General features: G+C 42.6%; 16 protein-coding genes. 8 read left to right on the top strand and 8 right to left on the bottom strand.

Annotated features, from left to right (window positions below):
• The first annotated feature begins 87 nt into the window (after nucleotides 1–87).
• Both GWG06_RS17775 and GWG06_RS17770 read left to right on the top strand, forming a co-directional pair.
• A complete protein-coding gene (locus GWG06_RS17775; RefSeq protein ID WP_160714800.1) occupies nucleotides 88–1,269 on the top strand; it encodes a hypothetical protein in 1,182 nt (393 codons plus the stop codon).
• Nucleotides 1,270–1,299: 30 nt separating this feature from the next.
• A complete protein-coding gene (locus GWG06_RS17770; protein ID WP_127044626.1) occupies nucleotides 1,300–1,728 on the top strand; it encodes a hypothetical protein in 429 nt (142 codons plus the stop codon).
• 400 nt (nucleotides 1,729–2,128) lie between these two features.
• Here GWG06_RS17770 and GWG06_RS17765 read toward each other — a convergent pair whose 3' ends face one another.
• Nucleotides 2,129–3,655 carry a serine hydrolase domain-containing protein gene (locus tag GWG06_RS17765; protein ID WP_160714798.1) on the bottom strand — a complete coding sequence of 509 codons (1,527 nt, stop codon included), beginning with the start codon at nucleotides 3,653–3,655 and terminating at the stop codon, nucleotides 2,129–2,131.
• A 106-nt stretch (nucleotides 3,656–3,761) separates the two neighbouring features.
• On the opposite strand from GWG06_RS17765, the gene GWG06_RS17760 reads away from it, so the two are divergent.
• Both GWG06_RS17760 and GWG06_RS17755 read left to right on the top strand, forming a co-directional pair.
• Nucleotides 3,762–4,262, top strand: a complete 501-nt coding sequence (locus tag GWG06_RS17760) for a winged helix-turn-helix domain-containing protein (RefSeq protein ID WP_160714796.1) — start codon at nucleotides 3,762–3,764, stop codon at nucleotides 4,260–4,262.
• Between the two features lie 331 nt (nucleotides 4,263–4,593).
• Nucleotides 4,594–5,049 (top strand): DUF4334 domain-containing protein, encoded by a 456-nt coding sequence (locus tag GWG06_RS17755; RefSeq protein WP_160714794.1) that lies wholly within the window; start codon nucleotides 4,594–4,596, stop codon nucleotides 5,047–5,049.
• A 30-nt stretch (nucleotides 5,050–5,079) separates the two neighbouring features.
• Here GWG06_RS17755 and GWG06_RS17750 read toward each other — a convergent pair whose 3' ends face one another.
• The gene (locus tag GWG06_RS17750; RefSeq protein ID WP_160714792.1) at nucleotides 5,080–6,255 is read right to left on the bottom strand and encodes a cytochrome P450; all 1,176 of its coding nucleotides are present in this window, start codon (nucleotides 6,253–6,255) and stop codon (nucleotides 5,080–5,082) included.
• Between the two features lie 187 nt (nucleotides 6,256–6,442).
• Here GWG06_RS17750 and GWG06_RS17745 point away from each other — a divergent pair, with 187 nt between their 5' ends.
• Entirely contained in the window at nucleotides 6,443–7,006 is a 564-nt protein-coding gene (locus tag GWG06_RS17745; RefSeq protein WP_160714790.1) for an NUDIX hydrolase, read from the top strand.
• Between the two features lie 129 nt (nucleotides 7,007–7,135).
• Here GWG06_RS17745 and GWG06_RS17740 read toward each other — a convergent pair whose 3' ends face one another.
• The 3 genes from GWG06_RS17740 to GWG06_RS17730 form a co-directional block, all read right to left on the bottom strand.
• On the bottom strand, nucleotides 7,136–8,464 hold the full coding sequence (locus GWG06_RS17740; RefSeq protein WP_202183053.1) for a S41 family peptidase: 1,329 nt from the start codon (nucleotides 8,462–8,464) through the stop codon (nucleotides 7,136–7,138).
• A gap of 229 nt (nucleotides 8,465–8,693) precedes the next feature.
• Nucleotides 8,694–9,098 (bottom strand): hypothetical protein, encoded by a 405-nt coding sequence (locus GWG06_RS17735; protein WP_202183052.1) that lies wholly within the window; start codon nucleotides 9,096–9,098, stop codon nucleotides 8,694–8,696.
• 200 nt (nucleotides 9,099–9,298) lie between these two features.
• Nucleotides 9,299–9,628: a LytR/AlgR family response regulator transcription factor gene (locus GWG06_RS17730; RefSeq protein WP_160714786.1), complete on the bottom strand. Its 330-nt coding sequence runs from the start codon at nucleotides 9,626–9,628 to the stop codon at nucleotides 9,299–9,301.
• Between the two features lie 217 nt (nucleotides 9,629–9,845).
• On the opposite strand from GWG06_RS17730, the gene GWG06_RS17725 reads away from it, so the two are divergent.
• Nucleotides 9,846–11,288 (top strand): serine hydrolase domain-containing protein, encoded by a 1,443-nt coding sequence (locus tag GWG06_RS17725; protein WP_160714784.1) that lies wholly within the window; start codon nucleotides 9,846–9,848, stop codon nucleotides 11,286–11,288.
• 133 nt (nucleotides 11,289–11,421) lie between these two features.
• Here GWG06_RS17725 and GWG06_RS17720 read toward each other — a convergent pair whose 3' ends face one another.
• From GWG06_RS17720 to GWG06_RS17710, 3 genes are all read right to left on the bottom strand, one after another.
• Entirely contained in the window at nucleotides 11,422–12,507 is a 1,086-nt protein-coding gene (locus GWG06_RS17720; protein ID WP_160714782.1) for a DUF1573 domain-containing protein, read from the bottom strand.
• 31 nt (nucleotides 12,508–12,538) lie between these two features.
• The gene (locus tag GWG06_RS17715; RefSeq protein ID WP_160714780.1) at nucleotides 12,539–13,483 is read right to left on the bottom strand and encodes a DUF1573 domain-containing protein; all 945 of its coding nucleotides are present in this window, start codon (nucleotides 13,481–13,483) and stop codon (nucleotides 12,539–12,541) included.
• A 230-nt stretch (nucleotides 13,484–13,713) separates the two neighbouring features.
• On the bottom strand, nucleotides 13,714–13,980 hold the full coding sequence (locus tag GWG06_RS17710; RefSeq protein WP_160714778.1) for a carbohydrate-binding module family 14 protein: 267 nt from the start codon (nucleotides 13,978–13,980) through the stop codon (nucleotides 13,714–13,716).
• Between the two features lie 765 nt (nucleotides 13,981–14,745).
• Between GWG06_RS17710 and GWG06_RS17705 the strand changes: the two genes are divergently transcribed.
• Nucleotides 14,746–15,726 (top strand): sterol desaturase family protein, encoded by a 981-nt coding sequence (locus GWG06_RS17705; protein ID WP_160714776.1) that lies wholly within the window; start codon nucleotides 14,746–14,748, stop codon nucleotides 15,724–15,726.
• A gap of 107 nt (nucleotides 15,727–15,833) precedes the next feature.
• Nucleotides 15,834–18,245: a TonB-dependent receptor gene (locus GWG06_RS17700; protein ID WP_160714774.1), complete on the top strand. Its 2,412-nt coding sequence runs from the start codon at nucleotides 15,834–15,836 to the stop codon at nucleotides 18,243–18,245.
• Nucleotides 18,246–18,290 lie beyond the last annotated feature (45 nt).

The following is an 18,290-nucleotide window of genomic DNA, read 5'->3' as shown; positions in this document are numbered from 1 at the left end:
CTTTTCATCCCAAATTCTTAGTTTAAAAAACCACCGGACTATTGTTGTAAGAAAGCAACATAATAACATCAAATATAATCTCAAAATATGCCACAAATCACCACTTACACTGTGGATGCCGCGAAACGCCGCATCATCACAGTTGAAAACATGGAAGAGTTAGGAATAACACCTAACTTAATTCAGGATTTTTTGAATAAAAAAGTACCTGAATTAAGAAGGGTTAAAGTAGATCAAAGAGGAGTACCTGTGCTGGATAGTAAAAATCAACAAATCCCGTTATGGCCGGTAGGAGTTTCTATAAACGATCAAAAATTTGGTAATTTCCCTGATCCGAACGCTGCACAAAGAGGATGGATCGGATTTTTCGAAATTGGAGCCCCCTTATTTGAAGAAAGGTCGAATATCATTCCACCCGTTGCGGATGTAATATCTACCAGGACCTATGACAATAGATCTGCTGAGGTACGTCAGTTTTCCGACACTATTGAATTTACTATAGAAAATATCATCTCCTGGACTTTATCAACTACGGGCAGCGCTACTTTTGGCGGATTGGTTGCCGGGGAACTACAAGGACAAATGTCACAGACTATACAGACGATTTTGACAGAGAGTTTGACTAATAGCCTACAAAATCTTACCGGCAATACTACCAAACAAAACCATCATGATCATAATCATAAAGACGATATAGGTACTGAAGATGAATCTGGTGCTGAAAGTAAATCGGAAGTTACTACAAAAACGGATATTGCTTCCACCAATTCAAACATGGTAAGTTTCACAGGAACAGGTACAGCTATCGGTCGTGGAGAGTTACATGCAGAACTAGGACTTTCTCTGACGGGCACTATTTCTGGTACGGTAACAACATCATGGAATTCAAGTTCTAATGTTTCAGGCAGTATTTCTCCCAACTCCCGCGTTGAAACCACAGCAACACAAAGGCGTCAGGTGAAGCAATTTACCTATGAAATACCCATTACGTTTAGTGGATATATTGCATTGAATTATGACGACTTAGTTCTTCCTATTGCGGATGGGAATGGACCGCCACTTGCCAGTACTAATTATTTAACTCCGTCTAAGGTAATTCCTGTTAATATATCTTATTTGCAGCTTGTAGAGTCAGGTAAATTATACAGAGCAAAAGGAATGGCAGAAACAGTATCAGCTCTGGATGTAATCCATGCTATTTTCGACACTAAGCCGCTCTATAGAGATGCTAATCAAAAATTTGGAACAGAGCGTCCTCATAATTTGTAAAATTAATATAACTTATCTAAATACAACAATATGGCATTTCAAGATATTTTCAATTTTGCCCGCAGTGTATCTGGTGGGGGAAGTACAGCAGAAGAGCAACTTTCGGGATTCATACCAAAAAAAGAAAATGAATCAGTCAGTGTCGCTCCTCACGATCCGTTTAAACCTGAACAACCAGTTCAGCAAGATCCGAAAATCGTGAGAGAAACTTCTCCACAATCCAATATAGTATTCAACTTCATCAAATCAGTGACGGCTGATATTAACCAATGCAGTAACAGCGTGGAAACATCGATGGCTAATCCTTCGACGGTAGTTGATCCTGGTGCAGGAGTGATGGGTAAAGCCAGAGAGACTTCTGATAAGGTTAAGAATGATACTCCTGTTTCCGATACAGTAGTGACTCCTCCTCCTAAACCTAAGAATGAGAAACCAGAGGCATGGAATCCTGATAAATAGGCTAAAAATAAGTATCTAATCAGGTGTTTTATTCAAAAAACCGGTGGGTCAAAAAACCTGATAGATATTCTAAGTTACTGGTTCAATAGTTTTTTGAAATAAGAATTTCGGATGAAAAAATGTGGATAACAAAAAAATATGCAGAAGGTATTCAAAGGAGAAGAAGGAGACCGTAGCCGGAAAATGAATTCCCCGGGAAGGCTTTTCCTGACTTCTAATCTCAGCCGGATCACTAGAAATTTCAAAGCCTGCGACCATTGCGCAGGCTTTGAAATTTACGCTCTTTTTTACTCAATTAAAGCCGCAGATGCTACGCAGCATTTTGACCTCCCGGCATTTTAGAGATGGATGCCATCGCAATAGCGAGATTGCCGGAGCTGGAAGCGATAGTAGTGCTATCCTAGTTATTAAGCAATTGATCTAATGCTTTTTTCCCGCTTTTGTTGTCCGGATTTAGTACCAATGATCTTTTATACATTTCAATTGCTTCCGTTTGGTTCCCGGTAAATGCGAGGGCCTCAGCATAGCTGTCGTAGGTATTGAAACTTTGCGGGAACAACAGAATGTTCAGTCTTAATACCTCGAGGGCCATCACTTGGTGATTCACTGATTTACTTGCGTAAAGCAGTTGCAAACCGAGGTCATTTAATTCATATTCAACAACTGTGTAGTGCAGGCTGTCTGCTTTTAGGCCGATCAGTTTAGTGAAAGCAGCATCAACCCCCGCAGACAACAAAGTGGTGGCATATTCACGTGTCAGGCTTTTTTTTACCGGGACAGGCTGCTGGCCATACAATGCCCGTAAGATGTTAGCCGCATTACGAAATAACCCGGGGCTGATCGTATTATCGAACAGCATAAGCGCCTGTTTTCCGGTGAGGTTCCGGATAAAGATGGAGGCTGCACCAGGCACCCCTCCGGTATGAAAGACGACCTTTCCAAAGGTCGTATCCTGGAGAATAAACCAACCTAAACCATAAGCGGCATTGCCTGGACCATTATCTGAGACGCTCAGGGAGCCGTCATTAAGTTTTGCCGGAGTAAATGCTTCAGCAAGCGTTGCTGGTTTCAAAAGCCGGTGCCCGTATAGTGCCTGGTCAAACTTTATCATATCTCCGGTAGTGGTATAAATATTTCCCTGGCCCAGTAATCCGTTCAGGTTATAGGTTCGCCAGCGTACTGCCTGAATACTGTCCGCATTGACAGGCATTGAAGAAAAGTAGAATGGATAATCATGGTTGGCAGCTTGCTGAGACGGTCTGTCTTTTGAAGTACCCGTATAAAAGTAACTTTCCCGCATGCCGGCAGGTTTAAATATTTTGGTTGTAACATAGTTTTCAAAAGGTTTGCCTGAAACTTTTTCCACCAGCAAAGCCAGCAGGCAAAAATTGAGATTGCAGTACTGCCATTGACTGCCAGGTTTAAAAGCTAAGGGCCTGTCCCGGGCTTTCAGGTAAGGAATGATGTCTGCATTGTAAAATTTCTTTTCCGGCTGCTGTGCAACAGCTTTTTCAAAAAGCTCGTAGTCAGGCAGGCCGGAGGTCTGCGTCAGCAGGTGGCGGATCGTGATATCCGGATAGGGAAAGGCCGGAATGTAGCGGGTGAGCGGATCACCCAGTGATAACCGGTGATTATCACGTAATTGCAGGATGGCTATTGCAGTAAAAATCTTGGATACTGATCCCAGTGCAAATGTAGTTTGATTATCATTCAGCTTTTTCAGGGAAAAGTCCGCATAACCATATGCATGCTGATAAATTACCTTTCCGTTTTCTGCAATCATGGCTGCGCCATTGAATACCCCATACCGGTTCATTTCCCGGAATAAGCTATCTGGCAGGCGGGTTATTGGAGCCTGCCGGGCGTTCAGTTGTATGGACAAGATAAGTAGGGCGAAAATGATTAAACTCAGGGAGCAGTTTTTCATGCGTATCTTTTTGACTGTAAAAGTAGGGTACATGCCCCTCCGCACGGCTTTAGAAAAGGTTTGGAAAATGTATGGAAAACCTTAATTTTATATTTTCCAATGAATTATGCTCATTAACAACCGTTTTGAGGTTGACCCAGTCCGCAGCAAAGTCACTGACCGCGATACGGGTGACCAGACCCGCCTGGAACCCAGGCTGATGAAACTGCTGTGTCTTTTAATCGAAAATCATGAGCGACTTGTTACCCGGCAGCTGATTATAAAAGAAGTATGGGATGATTATCCAGGTGGTGAGGAAGGGCTCAACCAGGCAATATCCGGCCTGCGTAAGTTATTGCACGATGAGCAAAAGCAACTGATTGAAACACTGCCTAAAAAAGGATATTGCTTTCATGGGGTGCTCTCTGATAATATACCTGCAGCCAAACGAAAGTTATTAAAGCCGGTTTACGTAGCTGGCATCCTGTTACTGGTAATACTTACTGTATTTACTTTCCTGTTTTACCGTACATCCCGCAATAGTTATACCAACCAATCCTCCACAGAAGAACATATCCGGCTGTTCAAAATTGATTCTGCCAGGCAAGCAGAGAAGCTAAAAAAGTGATAAGGGAGAAATTAAACCATTTTCAGGTAGTAAAGATTTAGTCCCCATCATTATTGATGGAGGAAAAGCTGCTAATAAATTATTAGGTTGTTGAATATTGTGTTCCGCTCAGCTAAAAATCATGAAGTGATGCTGCAGCCTTTAGCAGGGTTGAGCATGGGAGAGACGGCAGCGGAAAGATGTATGCCTTTTCCAGATGAGGCAATCACTGTTACAGACTATATGCTGCTGTTTATCTTCTTTATACTATGATATATTTGTCATTGGCAGATAGCAGTACAGCCGGAGGAATGAGGTACTGACATTTTCAAGGGTAATCAAAATATATGTTATGGACCCTAAACAAGTATTTGAGAACTTCAGAAATAATGAATCTGATCTTACAGGAGAACAAATCAGTACTTTTTTTGACAGCTTACCGGATGTACATACCGATGAACTTATCGGTAACTGGAGAGGCGGATATTTTCATTTTCAGCATAACGAGGTCGCAAAACAGCTCGACGCAGTAAGATGGTTCGGGAAATCAATCATTTCCCGGGATCATGCAGCCCCGCTGGTTTGTCTGGATGAACAGAATAACCCATACACCTATCAGGATATAGGTGAGGGAGTACTCCGTATGGTACAATTCAGGAACGGATTAACAACAGCATTGATCTATGATCAGCTGCCTATAATAGATTATTTCCGGAAAGTAGATAGTAATACGCTGTTGGGTATTATGGAAGGCAAAGTATACCTAGAAGAGAATGAGTTTTTCTATTTTTTCCTGGAAAGAATATGATATCGCTTTAATTCAGCTACAGGGAATTGATCATTGTATATGCCTGTTCCGGAATGTTATTGGCAATGTTTTCAGGTCATATGTAATAGGACTGCCGCTAAGTGATAGCACTGCATCTTCCTGTATACTTATCCCGGACATGTGTTTCAGTATTATGCTGAACGCAATTCTGGCTTCCATTCTCGCAAGCATTGAACCTATGCAGCTATGTATACCATGCCCAAATGACAGTGACATACTATTATTACGATGCACGTTGAATTCATCAGGATTGTTAAATACTTCAGGGTCACGGTTAGCCGATATACTATACAATCCTACCAGTTCTCCTGCTTTAATCTCTATGCCATTTATAATTGTATTATGCCTGGCAATACGATGGAAATTTAGTACGGGAGATCTGAACCTCAGCACTTCTTCCATGGCAGCAGGTATCGATGCAGGGTGTTGTATGAGATACTCCTGCAACGCAGGCAGCTTACAGAGGGTATACATGGCATTTCCAAGAAATGCTTCCGTTGTTTCAATGCCTCCGCTTAATAATACTATACAAAAACCAAGTAATTCTGCCAGTGTTAGTTTTTCGCCATCTGTATTGGCGTCTATCAGACCAGCAATAATGTTGTGCCCGCTGGTGATGCCCTGTTGGTATTGTGAAATGTACTGATAAAACGGCTGGCTTATCCGTTCTTCCATTAACTGAAGAGATCCCGGATCTTCGCTATGATTTTTACCCAGTATGTCAATTTCCTGTGGCAGGAGCTGGGCCGTGATTTCCGGCGGCAATCCAAGAAACTGCAATATGGTCCGTTTCGGTAATTGCCTGGCAAAGTCATCGATAAAATCCATTTTCCCGGCACTTAGCAAGGGCTGTAATAATGATTCACATTGTGAGGTAATCCAGCTTTCCAGGTAAGCGATGGCAGTTGGGGTGAAAGCCTTTGCGACCAGCGACCTCAGCTTTCCGTGACGGGGAGGGTCGGTGGCAAGGAAACTATTGCCAAGGTGATTTTTTCTGGAGATAAATTCACTGGAGAATATTTCATGATGATCCAGTACATACCGGATATCATGATAACGGAACAAATGCCAGGCGCCCTTGCCACCATGCACACGAGGGTATTCACTGTTATAGACTATAGGATGTGCAACTCTCATGCGGTGGCACCAGGGAGCGAGGTCAATGGTATCAATGGACGGAATCATGGGTTCATGAATGTAGATTGATTCAGAATAGAAGATATGCCGGCCTGATTAACTTCATTGAATAACGCTTTCCTGATTAAAGGAGGCGTAAATGGTTTACTGTGAGATGATATGCCTAATCTAAGTTAGCTCACGGGTGTGAAAATGGATGGCAGTTTGAATTCATAAATTTATATAAACATCTGTTATGCATGCATTATCATACAAGAGGCTGAACACATCCTATCTGTTCAATGAGAAAGGATTGATTGTCCGTAAAGAAATCTACGCGTCTGCAGATAATGTTATTATGGATCCGGTTTATATATTTGAGTATCCCGATATAGTATGCGCGGTAGCATTGACAGAAAGAGAAGAGGTAATTATGGTGGAACAGTTCAGGCCAGGAACAGGTAAGGTAGTCATTGAGTTACCTGGCGGGAAAATAGATATAAAGGATGAGTCCCCTGCTACTGCTATTGAACGGGAGCTGCTGGAAGAAACAGGTTTTGTTTTTCGTAGTATCTATCCTCTCGGAGTTGTAGCGGTAAACCCTGTTACACATAATAACAGGTTGCATATGTTTCTGGCTACGGGAGGCCATCCGGAGAAAGAGCAGCAGTTTGATAAAGACGAACGGATAGAAATCCGGCTTTTGCCTCTGGCTAAAGCAATGGCGTTACTTCAGAAAAGTGAGTTTCTGAATAATGCATATTTAGTAACCACTTTTTTCTATGCGTTACTCAAAATGAAAAAACTAGACTTTACCTGAATGTCTTCTTTGTCAATAGCATTTAAATGAAAAAGCCGTTTCCCGATCAGAAAAACGGCTTTTTCAAAATAGGCAATAAGAGGGAAATTCAGCATCACCTTACAGATCCTTTCAGGTTTCCCTTTGAAGCTACTTACTGTTCAGCACCTCATTGACAAATTTGATCCATCCGGTGCGCTCGACAGTATTATCAATGTAATAGTCAGGTTGGAGGCCAATGTCATCTATCGCCATTCCAGGTATACGATAGCTTTTGGAAAGCCCGTAAAAGAGCTCAAACTTCGCACAGGGAAAAGGTATGGAATGTACATTGGAAATGTCGAGCATACCAAAGGTAGTTACCCCAAACAGCTTTACTTTTTTGCTTTGCTTGGCCGCAAGCAGAAACTGTTCGGTGGTACTGCCATTCCGTTCATGGACCAGGATACCGACCTGCTGTGGATAGGTGTAGACGCTGTCCCTCCTCTGTATCTCAACTATCTGCTCCGAAAAGGGGATAAATTTTCCCGGGGACTGTTCCAGCTTTTCATAAAATTCCCTTAACTGCTTTCTCGTAGCCTCATCAAATTCGGGGTTGTTAGATAATTCCAGCATCCGCTGATTATTCAGCTTTGTGGAAAGAAACTCAGTTCCGACGTTCCGCACAGGATTGGTATACAGAAACGGAAGAATCTCTTCAAAGCTGGCGTCGCTGCCACCCGGGTTGTTACGCAGGTCAATGATCAGATTGGGTGTCGATGAAATAATCGCCCTGTTTACCCCGATCACGCTATCAATATATTTTTTCTCTGTAATTTCAAAGAAGGGCACGCGCAGGATAACCGTGGTAGCATTCAGTCTTTCGAAAAGAGGTCTGGAGCTTTTCAATAACTTCAGCTCCAGTTCCGTTTCAGGATCGTTCTTTAGTACCGGGTAAATTCTCTTCAGTACAAAATTGCCCAGCTCCAGGTCATTCTTGCCTTCCAGTTTAATCTTCGATTTGCTGAATTTGGCTGCTGCCTTGTTCCGGAGATAGTATACCCCGCCATTTTCGTCAAATTTCGCCTTCACCTCGCCGGCCTTCCAGTTTTCGGCAGTAGTTTCTATGATAAATCCCACATAGCTGTTGCCTGTTTTTTTGATTCCTATTTTATACGGTTCAGAGACCCAGATTCCCTCATAACCAGGATCCTTTTTAGCGTTCAGGTATTTTTCAAATTCCCTGGTATCGATCTTTACGGTCTCTGATTTTTCCGGAACTGCCCCGGCCCCGGTATCCTTTCCTTTGAAAGAAACACCAATATGGCCTTGTCTGAAAAATCTCATCCACTGGTCCAATGCAATGGCGCATTCCTTATCACTGATGATCTTTTTTACCTTTTCCAGGTAAGCATTGTTGTGCATTTCATAGGCGTCTTTCCCTTTTTTGGACAGAATGTAGGCAAAGCCGGCATCATTTTCCTCAAAAGTTTTCTTCATCCAAAGAAAATTAGTCTCACAATTACAGTCCTGGGCAAATGCCCCATTCATTAGAAACAGGGCCAGTAATAACAGTTGTAGCTTCTTCATTCAATCACATGTTTGGTAAAAGGCGGGCAATACATAGTTCTTGTTAGGTAAAATCAAGTCTTTGAGCAAGTATTTACTAAATGCCCAATTGAAGGGAGTAGCTGGATTTTATAATCAGATCTCCCTTCAGATACAGTTTTTAGTTCCTGTCAAATGTTTTCGGAATAATATGTTTGTCCGTTTCACCAAAGAATGTCCAGGAAATAATATACCACCGGTTGTTGTCAAAAATCAGTTGAATGCTGTTTATGCCTCTTCTTGCAACTTTTCCGTCTTTTTCCAGCTGGGTCTCGTAGGTACTCCAGACGTGCGCCATATTACCAAAGACTCTGACTTCCCGGTTGATTTCCTTTTCATAAAAGGCCGTGCTGAAAACCATGTCGTCAGTTTCTTTATGAAATTCTGATAATGTCATGGTTACCTGTTCCTGCTTCTTCTTGTCAAAATAGGAATATACTGCTTTGGGGTGATGTAAATAGTTATCTCTTTCCCATTGTCTTTTTGCCCCTTTTTCACCGGAAACTACCTCATAGCTAGCTTTCATTATTGCATCAATTGTTTTGACGTCATGTTCAAACGTATTGCTCTGTGCATTTAAATTCCCTGCCATCATAAGCACCATAGTTGTTAAGTAAAATAGAAATCGTTTCATGATTTTTTTACAAAGCAACTCACATAAATAGCTTCAGAAAAAAGATTTATCCGGTTTGTTCAGTTTTTTATGTGATCTGCCGGGTTTCTTATTCAGAGTAACAATTTGTCAATGCTGTTTAATAAGCAATCTTTATAACTTTTAGCAATGGTAATCTGATGTTCGCCAATGATTAAATGATTATCTTCTACATAGTCCACATTTTTTAAGTTCACAATATTTGAATTATGGACTCTCATAAATTCATCCGGCAGGTTCTCAATCAGCTCCTTTAACGTTTTGTAATAGACATATTTTTTATTGCTGCTGACAAATATCTCCACATAATTTCCCAACCCTTTTATAAATAAAATGTCGTCGAAATTTATTTTGATTAATTTTCTGTCAGTTTTTATGAAAGTGAAATCTTGCTTGTTCGTCATGATAGCATTTTTTTTATTAAGATTTCGATTAATTATCAAATATATGGAGTATGTTTCATTTAGTTAATGAAGAATACTGATTCTACAGTCAATCATCCGGATATTGGCAACTCCTCAATGAAGATTTTTATCAACCTTATCTGTATATTTTTAAAATACGAATTATTTCGTACATTGGCAGGATTAAAGTAAACCTATACTGTAAATACATTAAAGTATGAAAAAAGCAATATTCCTGTCCTTCCTGTTTGTAATAGCAACAGGTTTATGTTTCGCACAAAAAAACACACAGTACAAGCAATTGGATAGTATCTTCTCTGTACTCCATTCGCAAAATCAGTTTAACGGAAGTGTATTAATCGCAGACAAGGGCAAAGTTCTGTTTAAGAAAGGTTATGGAATCCGGGATGAAAAAACAAGAGCCCTCAATAATCCAGGAACTGTATTTGAACTGGCATCCTGTACAAAGCAATTCACAGCAATGGGAATTGTTTTGTTAAAGAAGGACGGTAAATTGAATTATGAGGATAAAATCTCTAAGTATATACCTGAACTGAGTTGCTGGGATAAAGTAACCATATATGATTTATTGCGGCACACCAGTGGTATCCCAGAATTTTTGATAGACATGGAAGAAGACAAGGATCCAACAAAGATTCTAAACAATCAGGACCTGATAAATTTTTACGCGAACAGACATGATACGCTGCGATTTGAGCCGAAGACCAGGCATAGATACAGCAATACCAACTATGCCCTGCTGGCAAGTATTATTGAACGGGCTTCCGGAAGAAAATATGCTGACTATCTGCATGAACGGATTTTCAAACCATTAAAAATGAAGAATACATTTGTCTATAACAGGCGGGAAACTCCCAGGGCCATTAAAAACTATGCCACCGGGTATGTCTGGGCAAAAGACTCTTTCGAGAAGGTCACTTCAGAAAACCCCCGGCATGGAGATAGAACGGTCTATTATCTGGATGGCGTGGTAGGTGCTGCAAAAGTAAATTCTACAGTTGAAGATCTGTTCAGGTGGATAACCGCTCTGAAGAACAATACGCTTATTACCCGGCAGGAATTTGAAGAAATGACAGCCGTTACTAAAACATCTCTTAATAAAAATATTCCCTACGGTTTTGGATTTGATGTTTCAAAAGGAGAGAATAAATTTGCTTTTGGTCATACCGGAAGCTGGGATGGATATATTTCCTTTATCTCTCAGAATATGATAAAGGATAAAACTATTATTATCCTGGAAAATTTTAACCTGGGAACATACTCCTATGATAATATCAACCAGGTGCTGGATAATAAGCCATTGAGTCTGGAATATAAAACAAAGCTCAATCTTCCTGACAGCGAAATGAAAGCATTTTCGGGAATTTATACAGATGAAAAGGAGCCGGAAGAACAACATATTATTACCTGTAAAAACGGACATCTGTTTTATAATACCAATAAGGTCAAATGGGATATGAGATTTTTTCCTGTTTCGGGAAATGAATTTCAAGCGATAAGGCAAGGTGGCCGCGATGGTGTTTTAAGGTTTACTACCCAGGCAGACGGAGCAACCAGGCTTGAAATGATTGAGTATGGAAAGGTTATCGGAAGTGGCGTAAAGTTAGTTGAAGTCACCGCTGCCAGCAATGAAATATGAGTTAGATGATCAATCCTGGTTAAGGACGCTGTATTTGCCCCTGCAGTATTATCCTAAAATAGAAAACTCCGTGCTCGCGCGGAGTTTTCTATTTAATTCGGTTATTATCAAATTTATATCCCCTGCAATATTATCAGGGTACTATCCCTTTCACCATTAATTGCAGCATCGGATTCGCTGCGTTACTATGAATAAATACCGCATGACCGAAGCTTCCTGTCTCCGTGGCACTGAACGTTACCTCCAGTTCTCCGTCTTTGCCGGGCGCTATACTGTCCTGCAAGGTCTTTGCCAGCGTACATGGACAGTCTGTATAAGTTTTTCCGAAAATCAGCGTCTGCTTTCCGCTGTTGCTGATCTTAAACCTGATTTTCCGGACGGAACCTTCCTGCACTAACCCAAGTGATTTTTCTACCGAATCCGGAACTGCTAACGGCTCTTTTTCCGGGCTGTATTCCGGATCGATGAGGAGATGCATTTCCCGGCGCAGCATATGGAACATGCCGGCGGACTTCGCATCGTGGAATTCCAGTGCCTGATGTGCATATATGCGGGCATTGGCTGTATCCCTGATGGTACTGTAGTATCGGGCCAGCAGATAGTTGTTGTAGAAGTAAGGGTATATGGAGATACTTTCCTTTAGGTATGCCGGCATTTTATCTGGTGTGTATTGCTTGCTCTTTTCGTACCGGTCCCATTCCAGCTGTGCATTCAATGTTGCCTGCACACATGCCATCTGCCGGGGGGCGGATATATGGGAAGTATCACTCAGCGCATAATGCTCAAAGAGATGCTTACCTGCGCTTACCGCTGTAAGGATGTCTGTTATTTTCTTTTTGGGAACGGCGCCGGATATGATAGCGCGTATCTCTCCGTTTTTATCGGTGATGATAAACAAAGGAGTAGCCGTGGCATTAATGACACGGGAAAGCCATTCGTTTCCCGGCCGCATATGGTCAATGGAAGCAACAATATAATCCTTGTAAATAGCAGCTGCAAACTCCTGATCCCGCAGTAAGGCGGTTTCATATACTTCGCATGCCGGGCATCCGTCTGCTTTGCTGATAAAGAATATGCCTTTACCTTCCGTTTGGGCAGCGGAAAATGCCGTATCATAGCTGATGTTGTACAAATGTATGTTCCGCTTTTCTGCGGATTTACATGATAATATGAACATGGCCAGTACCATGCATACAAGGTTCGGTAGATTATTTTTCACGGGTGTTCGATTTAAATCAATAGATGTTGGCTCAGACTGCGATTCCTTTAATGATAATTTCCAGCCTTCCGTTTACGGCATTACTGTATATTATGACCGCCTTGGAAAATCTGCCGGGGGCAGTAGCATGGTAGCTGAGTTTTACGGCGGTTACATGCCCCGCACGAATGGGCGCTTTGCTGAAACCCGCAGCGGTGCAGTTACAACCTGTTATTACACTTGACAGGATAAGATCTTTTTTTCCCAGGTTGGTCAGTAATATAACGGTGTCGGTGTTGCTTCCGTTTTTGACCTCCCCCAGATCTATAATTGTATTGCTGATACCAATCCGGGAAGAATGAGCATCACTGCCGGCAGTGGTCAGGGATTTCAACTCGGTACGAAGTAAGCCGAAAAGATCCACTGTGTGAGCATCATTGAATGCTAATGCTGTATTGGTATAGTGATGCATGGCGATTGTATCGCCACAGGCTGCTGAAATTTTAGCTGCCAGATAGTTATTGTAGAAGTAGGAATGTTCTGCAATACTCTCTTTCAGCATATTGTATAGGGAACTATCAGTCACCGCTGCCGGAGCTGAGTGACTGTGGGTATTCCTGATCCGCACTATGTCAAACAGATGTTGCAAATGACTTAACTGCTCCTGTGCCGTGAAGTTTTCCTGAAGAAATGCACCTGTAGCATGAACAAAGCAACCTCCGGATTCCACTTCACTGACCCGGGTGAGGATATCTGCATCAGAAGCTACATTGTCTGATATTCCCCTCAGTTGCATGGAATCATTAAAGAAGAGGAGTAAAGGCGTTTTCGATGTATTCAGCAGGTGCGACAGCCATTCATTTCCCCTGGTATTCTGATCAATTCGGACTAATATATTTTTGCTGAAAAAGGAATCTGCAAACCTGTGATCTTCTTCCAGTTTTGCTTCCAGCAGCGCAGATGCCGATATTTCTGCAGATGCGGAAAGCAGTATCATCTTTTTTCCGAGCTTTGTTGCAGTGTCTGCTGCTGCTGCGTAGGAAACATTCTTTAATATGGTTTTCTGCGGTGCTGAATGACAGCCATAAAAAAGGAATATCCCTATTATTGCGAATCTGAACGTGAATTTTTTAAATGTCTGCATCCTCATGAATTTGCTGCACATAATTTTTTTCAGGTAAACGACCGGATGCAATCTGCATCCGGTCGGTGATTACAGCTATTCCATTACCATTGGCAGCATCCGGCTGCGGATACAACCCAGGGATGATCGCACTGTAAGTTGACACAGTGCCAGTACAATCCGTTCGGGCATTTCCATTTCACATATTCGCGATTCGCACATATCCAGAATGCAGTACAGTCTACAGGATCGGAAATGAACTGAGGAGACGAGTTGTCGCATGGACCTACTACCTGGGCTGTCACCGGACGGGCGAAAACGAGTGTTACTGCAGTTACTGCCAGTAATACAGGGAAAATGAACTTTTTCATGTTCGGTTGAAATTTAAGATGAGAAAAAATAAGGAGTAAATAGGTTTATGATTACAAACTTATTTGCACAGCATCTCTATTCCATCAGCAGGTATGCTTTGATGAAGTTTCAATTGCTGCTCACAAGTTTCGGAAGCATGAGTACGGGTAAACGGATATGATTGTTTGTTTACAGTCCCGGAACGGTATCGGATTTGGTTTAAGGTAAATTACAATTGTTTCGTTGTAAAGGTATCGTTCATGAATTCAAATGTAACCGTTCTACTGAAAATACAAATAGCGTACTGTAACGATTTTATTCATGATAATTAAAGTAAGATACAATCCTTACTGATAGCGGTTGTCCGGGAAAAGCAGCCATGAAAAATTTTATTACATCCACTCACTCATTTTGTCCAGTGCCGTATTTTTGCATGTTTAATTCCCTTGTTCTGTCTGAAGAAAAAATTAATAAGACTAATGATTCATCGATCAGACAACAATCATTTGTATGCCCTGATTTTCCCGGCAGGCAAAAGCAGATTGCCGCAGTAGTATAAACAGGCTGCATTAAAACAGCGCCTGCAAAAAAATTCCCGATTCGCGTATCCCCGGTTTATTAAAGTATTTATCTTCATGCCTGCATGACACAACTGATAGGACTCTTCTTGCAGAAGAGTGCTATACGCCTGTGTTATCTCTTAAACTAATGATTAAACCCTAACCAGCTGTGCTTTTCGAAAACCCCGATGAATAAAGGCATAGCTGGGCAATAACCCTGCAGCAATGAGTAACGCTTTAGAGATACTGTTGAGCGAACTGAAAGGCCCCTATAGAACTATCGTGCTGGGCTCCGTATTTATTGAATGGATCATTCTTATTATAGCCAGGAGGATAGAAAGTAATAAGAGCGGCCTGATAAATATTTTATGCTATGTCATAGAATTGATACCCTATCTCTTTTTCGGAAGAATTGTCATTTTTGGTATCATGCTGTGGTCGTATAATCACCGGTTCCTTACGCTGGGATTCGAATGGTATATCTGGGTGCTTGCCTACCTGGTGTATGATTTTATGCTCTGGTTTGTACATTTAATAGGACATAAGGTAAGGTTCTTCTGGTGCATCCATGGCGTACATCATACGGCAGAAGAGATGAAATTGTCTGTCACCATCAGAGGTTCTTTTCTCGGATTTCTGCATTCGCCGCTCAGTATCGTGTTCTTACCGATACTGGGATTTAACCCCTTTATGATTTTATTGCTGGATCTTATCAGAAGATTGTATGTTCTTTATGAGCATGCCAGCGAGTATATGGATTCATTTGTAGGAAAACTAACCTGGCTGGAGAAAATATTTATTACTCCTTCTCTGCACCGGGTACATCATGCGAAGAATTTTATCTACCTGGATAGAAACTATGGTGAAACCTTCTCTGTGTGGGACCGGATATTTAAAACTTTTCAGCCTGAATTGCACGATGTCAGGCCGGTTTACGGGATCATCAGTGATAAAATCAACAGCCGTAACTTTTTCCAGGTGCAGTTGCAGCTGTGGAAGGACCTTTGGTCCGATATCGTCAGAGCGCCCAGGTTAACGGATAAGATAAAATATATCATTATGCCCCCTGGCTGGAATCATATTGACGGTGGGAAAATGGCCAGCGCCTACCGGCTGGAGGCAGAGAAGGCGCGTCAGCCGGCCGTATCTGCGGAAAGGCATCCGGCGCCCTCAGATCAGGAAATTCAGCCACAGGACCTCATCTGACGAACCGGGAAGAAGTTCGGCTGATAAAATTCCGCATTGCGTAAATGATCGAGGACAGTTCTGTCTATCTTCGCGCCGAAGAAAAGCAACCTGTTTAAGGACTGACTATGAAGCTATTATTTATCCAACGCGCCGCTAAAATGGCGATACCGTTCCTGTTTTTCCAACTGAATACTGCAATAAATGCCTGGGCTGTCAGATATATTTCTGATAATGAATTGGTTAAGGCTTATTATCAGGATGGTGGTAACATCACAGGAAAGGTATTGACCAGCGACGGGCAGCCTGCGGAATCTGCTACCATTTCCCTGAATAATCTGAAAAGTACACAGGTTGGGAAAGATGGCACATTTAAATTTGAAAACCTGGGAGCAGGAACCTACAAACTGGCTATTCTGTTCATGGGGCACGCGGCGGAGGAAAAAACAGTGGTGCTGAAAGAAGGAGAAACTGCCCGCATCGATTTTGCATTAACTGCTACTTCAAGGGCGCTCAATGAAATATTAATAGTAGGCGATAAATATACCATCACCTCCAAAAAGCAGAGCAGCAGTGTGGGCCGCCTGCCGCTTAAATACCTGGAAAATACGCAGGTGTACAGTGTGATCGATAAGGAGCTGATACGTGAACAGCTGTCCGTTACGCTGGATGAAGCGTTCCGTAATGTGCCAGGCGCTGCGCCTGCCAAGACGGGCGCCGGCATCCCCGCCTTTTTCTCCCGAGGCTTTGTTACAAACGATAACCTCCGCAATGGAATGGCCACTTTTACCCGCACTACCATCGATCTGGCTACAGTGGAGAGGGTAGAAGCCATTAAAGGCCCTTCTTCCACCTTATTCGGCGCGTCTATGGTATCTTTCGGAGGTCTGGTCAATTACATCACCAAAAAGCCATTTGACCGTATGGCCGGCGAAATTGGCTATACTTTTGGCAGTTATGACCTGAACAGGTTCACCGCTGATTTCAATACACCTTTGAATGATAGCAAAACGGTGCTTTTCCGTACCAATATTGCCTACCAGAAGGAAAATACCTTCCAGGACCAGGGGCATGGCTCAACGCTGGTAGTGGCGCCCAGCCTGCTCTATAAGGTGAACGACCGCTTTACCGTGCGGCTGGATGCGGATATCCAGCATTATAAAGGCACCTCCAGCACCGCCTGGATCGTATCTCCCGGTGTCAATGCCAAATCATACGATCAGCTGAACCTCGATTATAAGCGCTCCCTGATTGATAATTCATTTACCGCCAACATGTATACCAATAATATATTTCTGCAGGCGGAGTACAAACTATCGGATAAATGGACATCTACCACCAACTATGCCTGGGCAACCGGCGGATACAGCAACATGTATCTGTTCGATATGACCTGGCTGTCCGATACCACTGTAGCCAGAAGTATACGGGTACATGCACCTGACAGAATGGGACGTAAGCATTTTCAGCAGAACTTCACCGGCGATTTTAAGATCGGTAGTTTACGCAACCGGCTGGTGGTAGGTTTTGATATTATGGATCAGTATCGTGACCTGAAGTATAATATGCTGCAACTGGATACTGTCAATACACGTGGTATTGCCAAAGACGTCCGCGTAGAAACGGTAGACGCCCGTCTGGCTGCGCTGAATACGCCGGAAACAAACAGCCGCCAGCTCAGTTACGGCGCCTATTTCTCCGATGTATTGAATATCACCAGTAACTTGCTGGTAATGGCCAGTCTGCGTGTTGATTATTTCGATAACAAAGGAACGAAGAATAACCTCACCCAGGTGACCACAGGAGCTTACAACCAGGCAGCATTTTCGCCCAAATTCGGGGTGGTATACCAGCCGGTGCTGAACAAGGTTGCCCTCTTTGCCAACTATATGAACGGATTTAAGAACGTGGCGAATACGGTGCAGCCCGATGGCTCAGTAAGTTCCTTCAAACCGCAGCAGGCAAATCAGCTGGAAGGCGGTGTAAAGCTGGATCTCTTTGAAAACAAGCTGGCTGCCACCATCAGTTATTATGATATCCAGATCAATAACAGCACCAGGGGAGATGTAAAGGGTACTCAGGTATTTACCGTGCAGGATGGTACGCAGGAAAGTAAAGGCGTAGATGTGGAAATTATTGGTAATCCGCTGCCGGGCTTCAATATCATTACCGGTTACGGCTACAACGAAAACAAATACATAAAAGCGTCTGCTCAGCTGACAGGTAAGAGAACAGTAGGCGCTCCGGCTCATGTGGGTAATATCTGGATGAGTTACAGTATCCTGGAAGGAGCCGTGAAAGGACTCGGTATCGGCGCCGGCGCCATCTATGTAGGCGATGCATTCTACGACCCGGCTAATACCTTTGTACTGCCTTCCTATACTACCTTCGACGCTACGTTGTTCTATAACACACCGAAATTCAGGATCGCTGTAAAGGGTAATAATCTGACAGGGAAGAAGTATTGGGTCAGCGATGGCTTTTATGCCCGTCCGCAGAAACAGGCTAATTTTCTGGTGAGCCTGGCCCTGAAATTCTGATAAAACCGCGCGTCTGAATAAGACTGCATATCATAACTAATGTTC

This window comes from Chitinophaga solisilvae (genome assembly GCF_009928525.1).
Lineage (GTDB): Bacteria > Bacteroidota > Bacteroidia > Chitinophagales > Chitinophagaceae > Chitinophaga > Chitinophaga solisilvae.
Note: the sequence above shows the minus strand (reverse complement) of the source record. Positions and strands in the feature narration are given on the sequence as shown.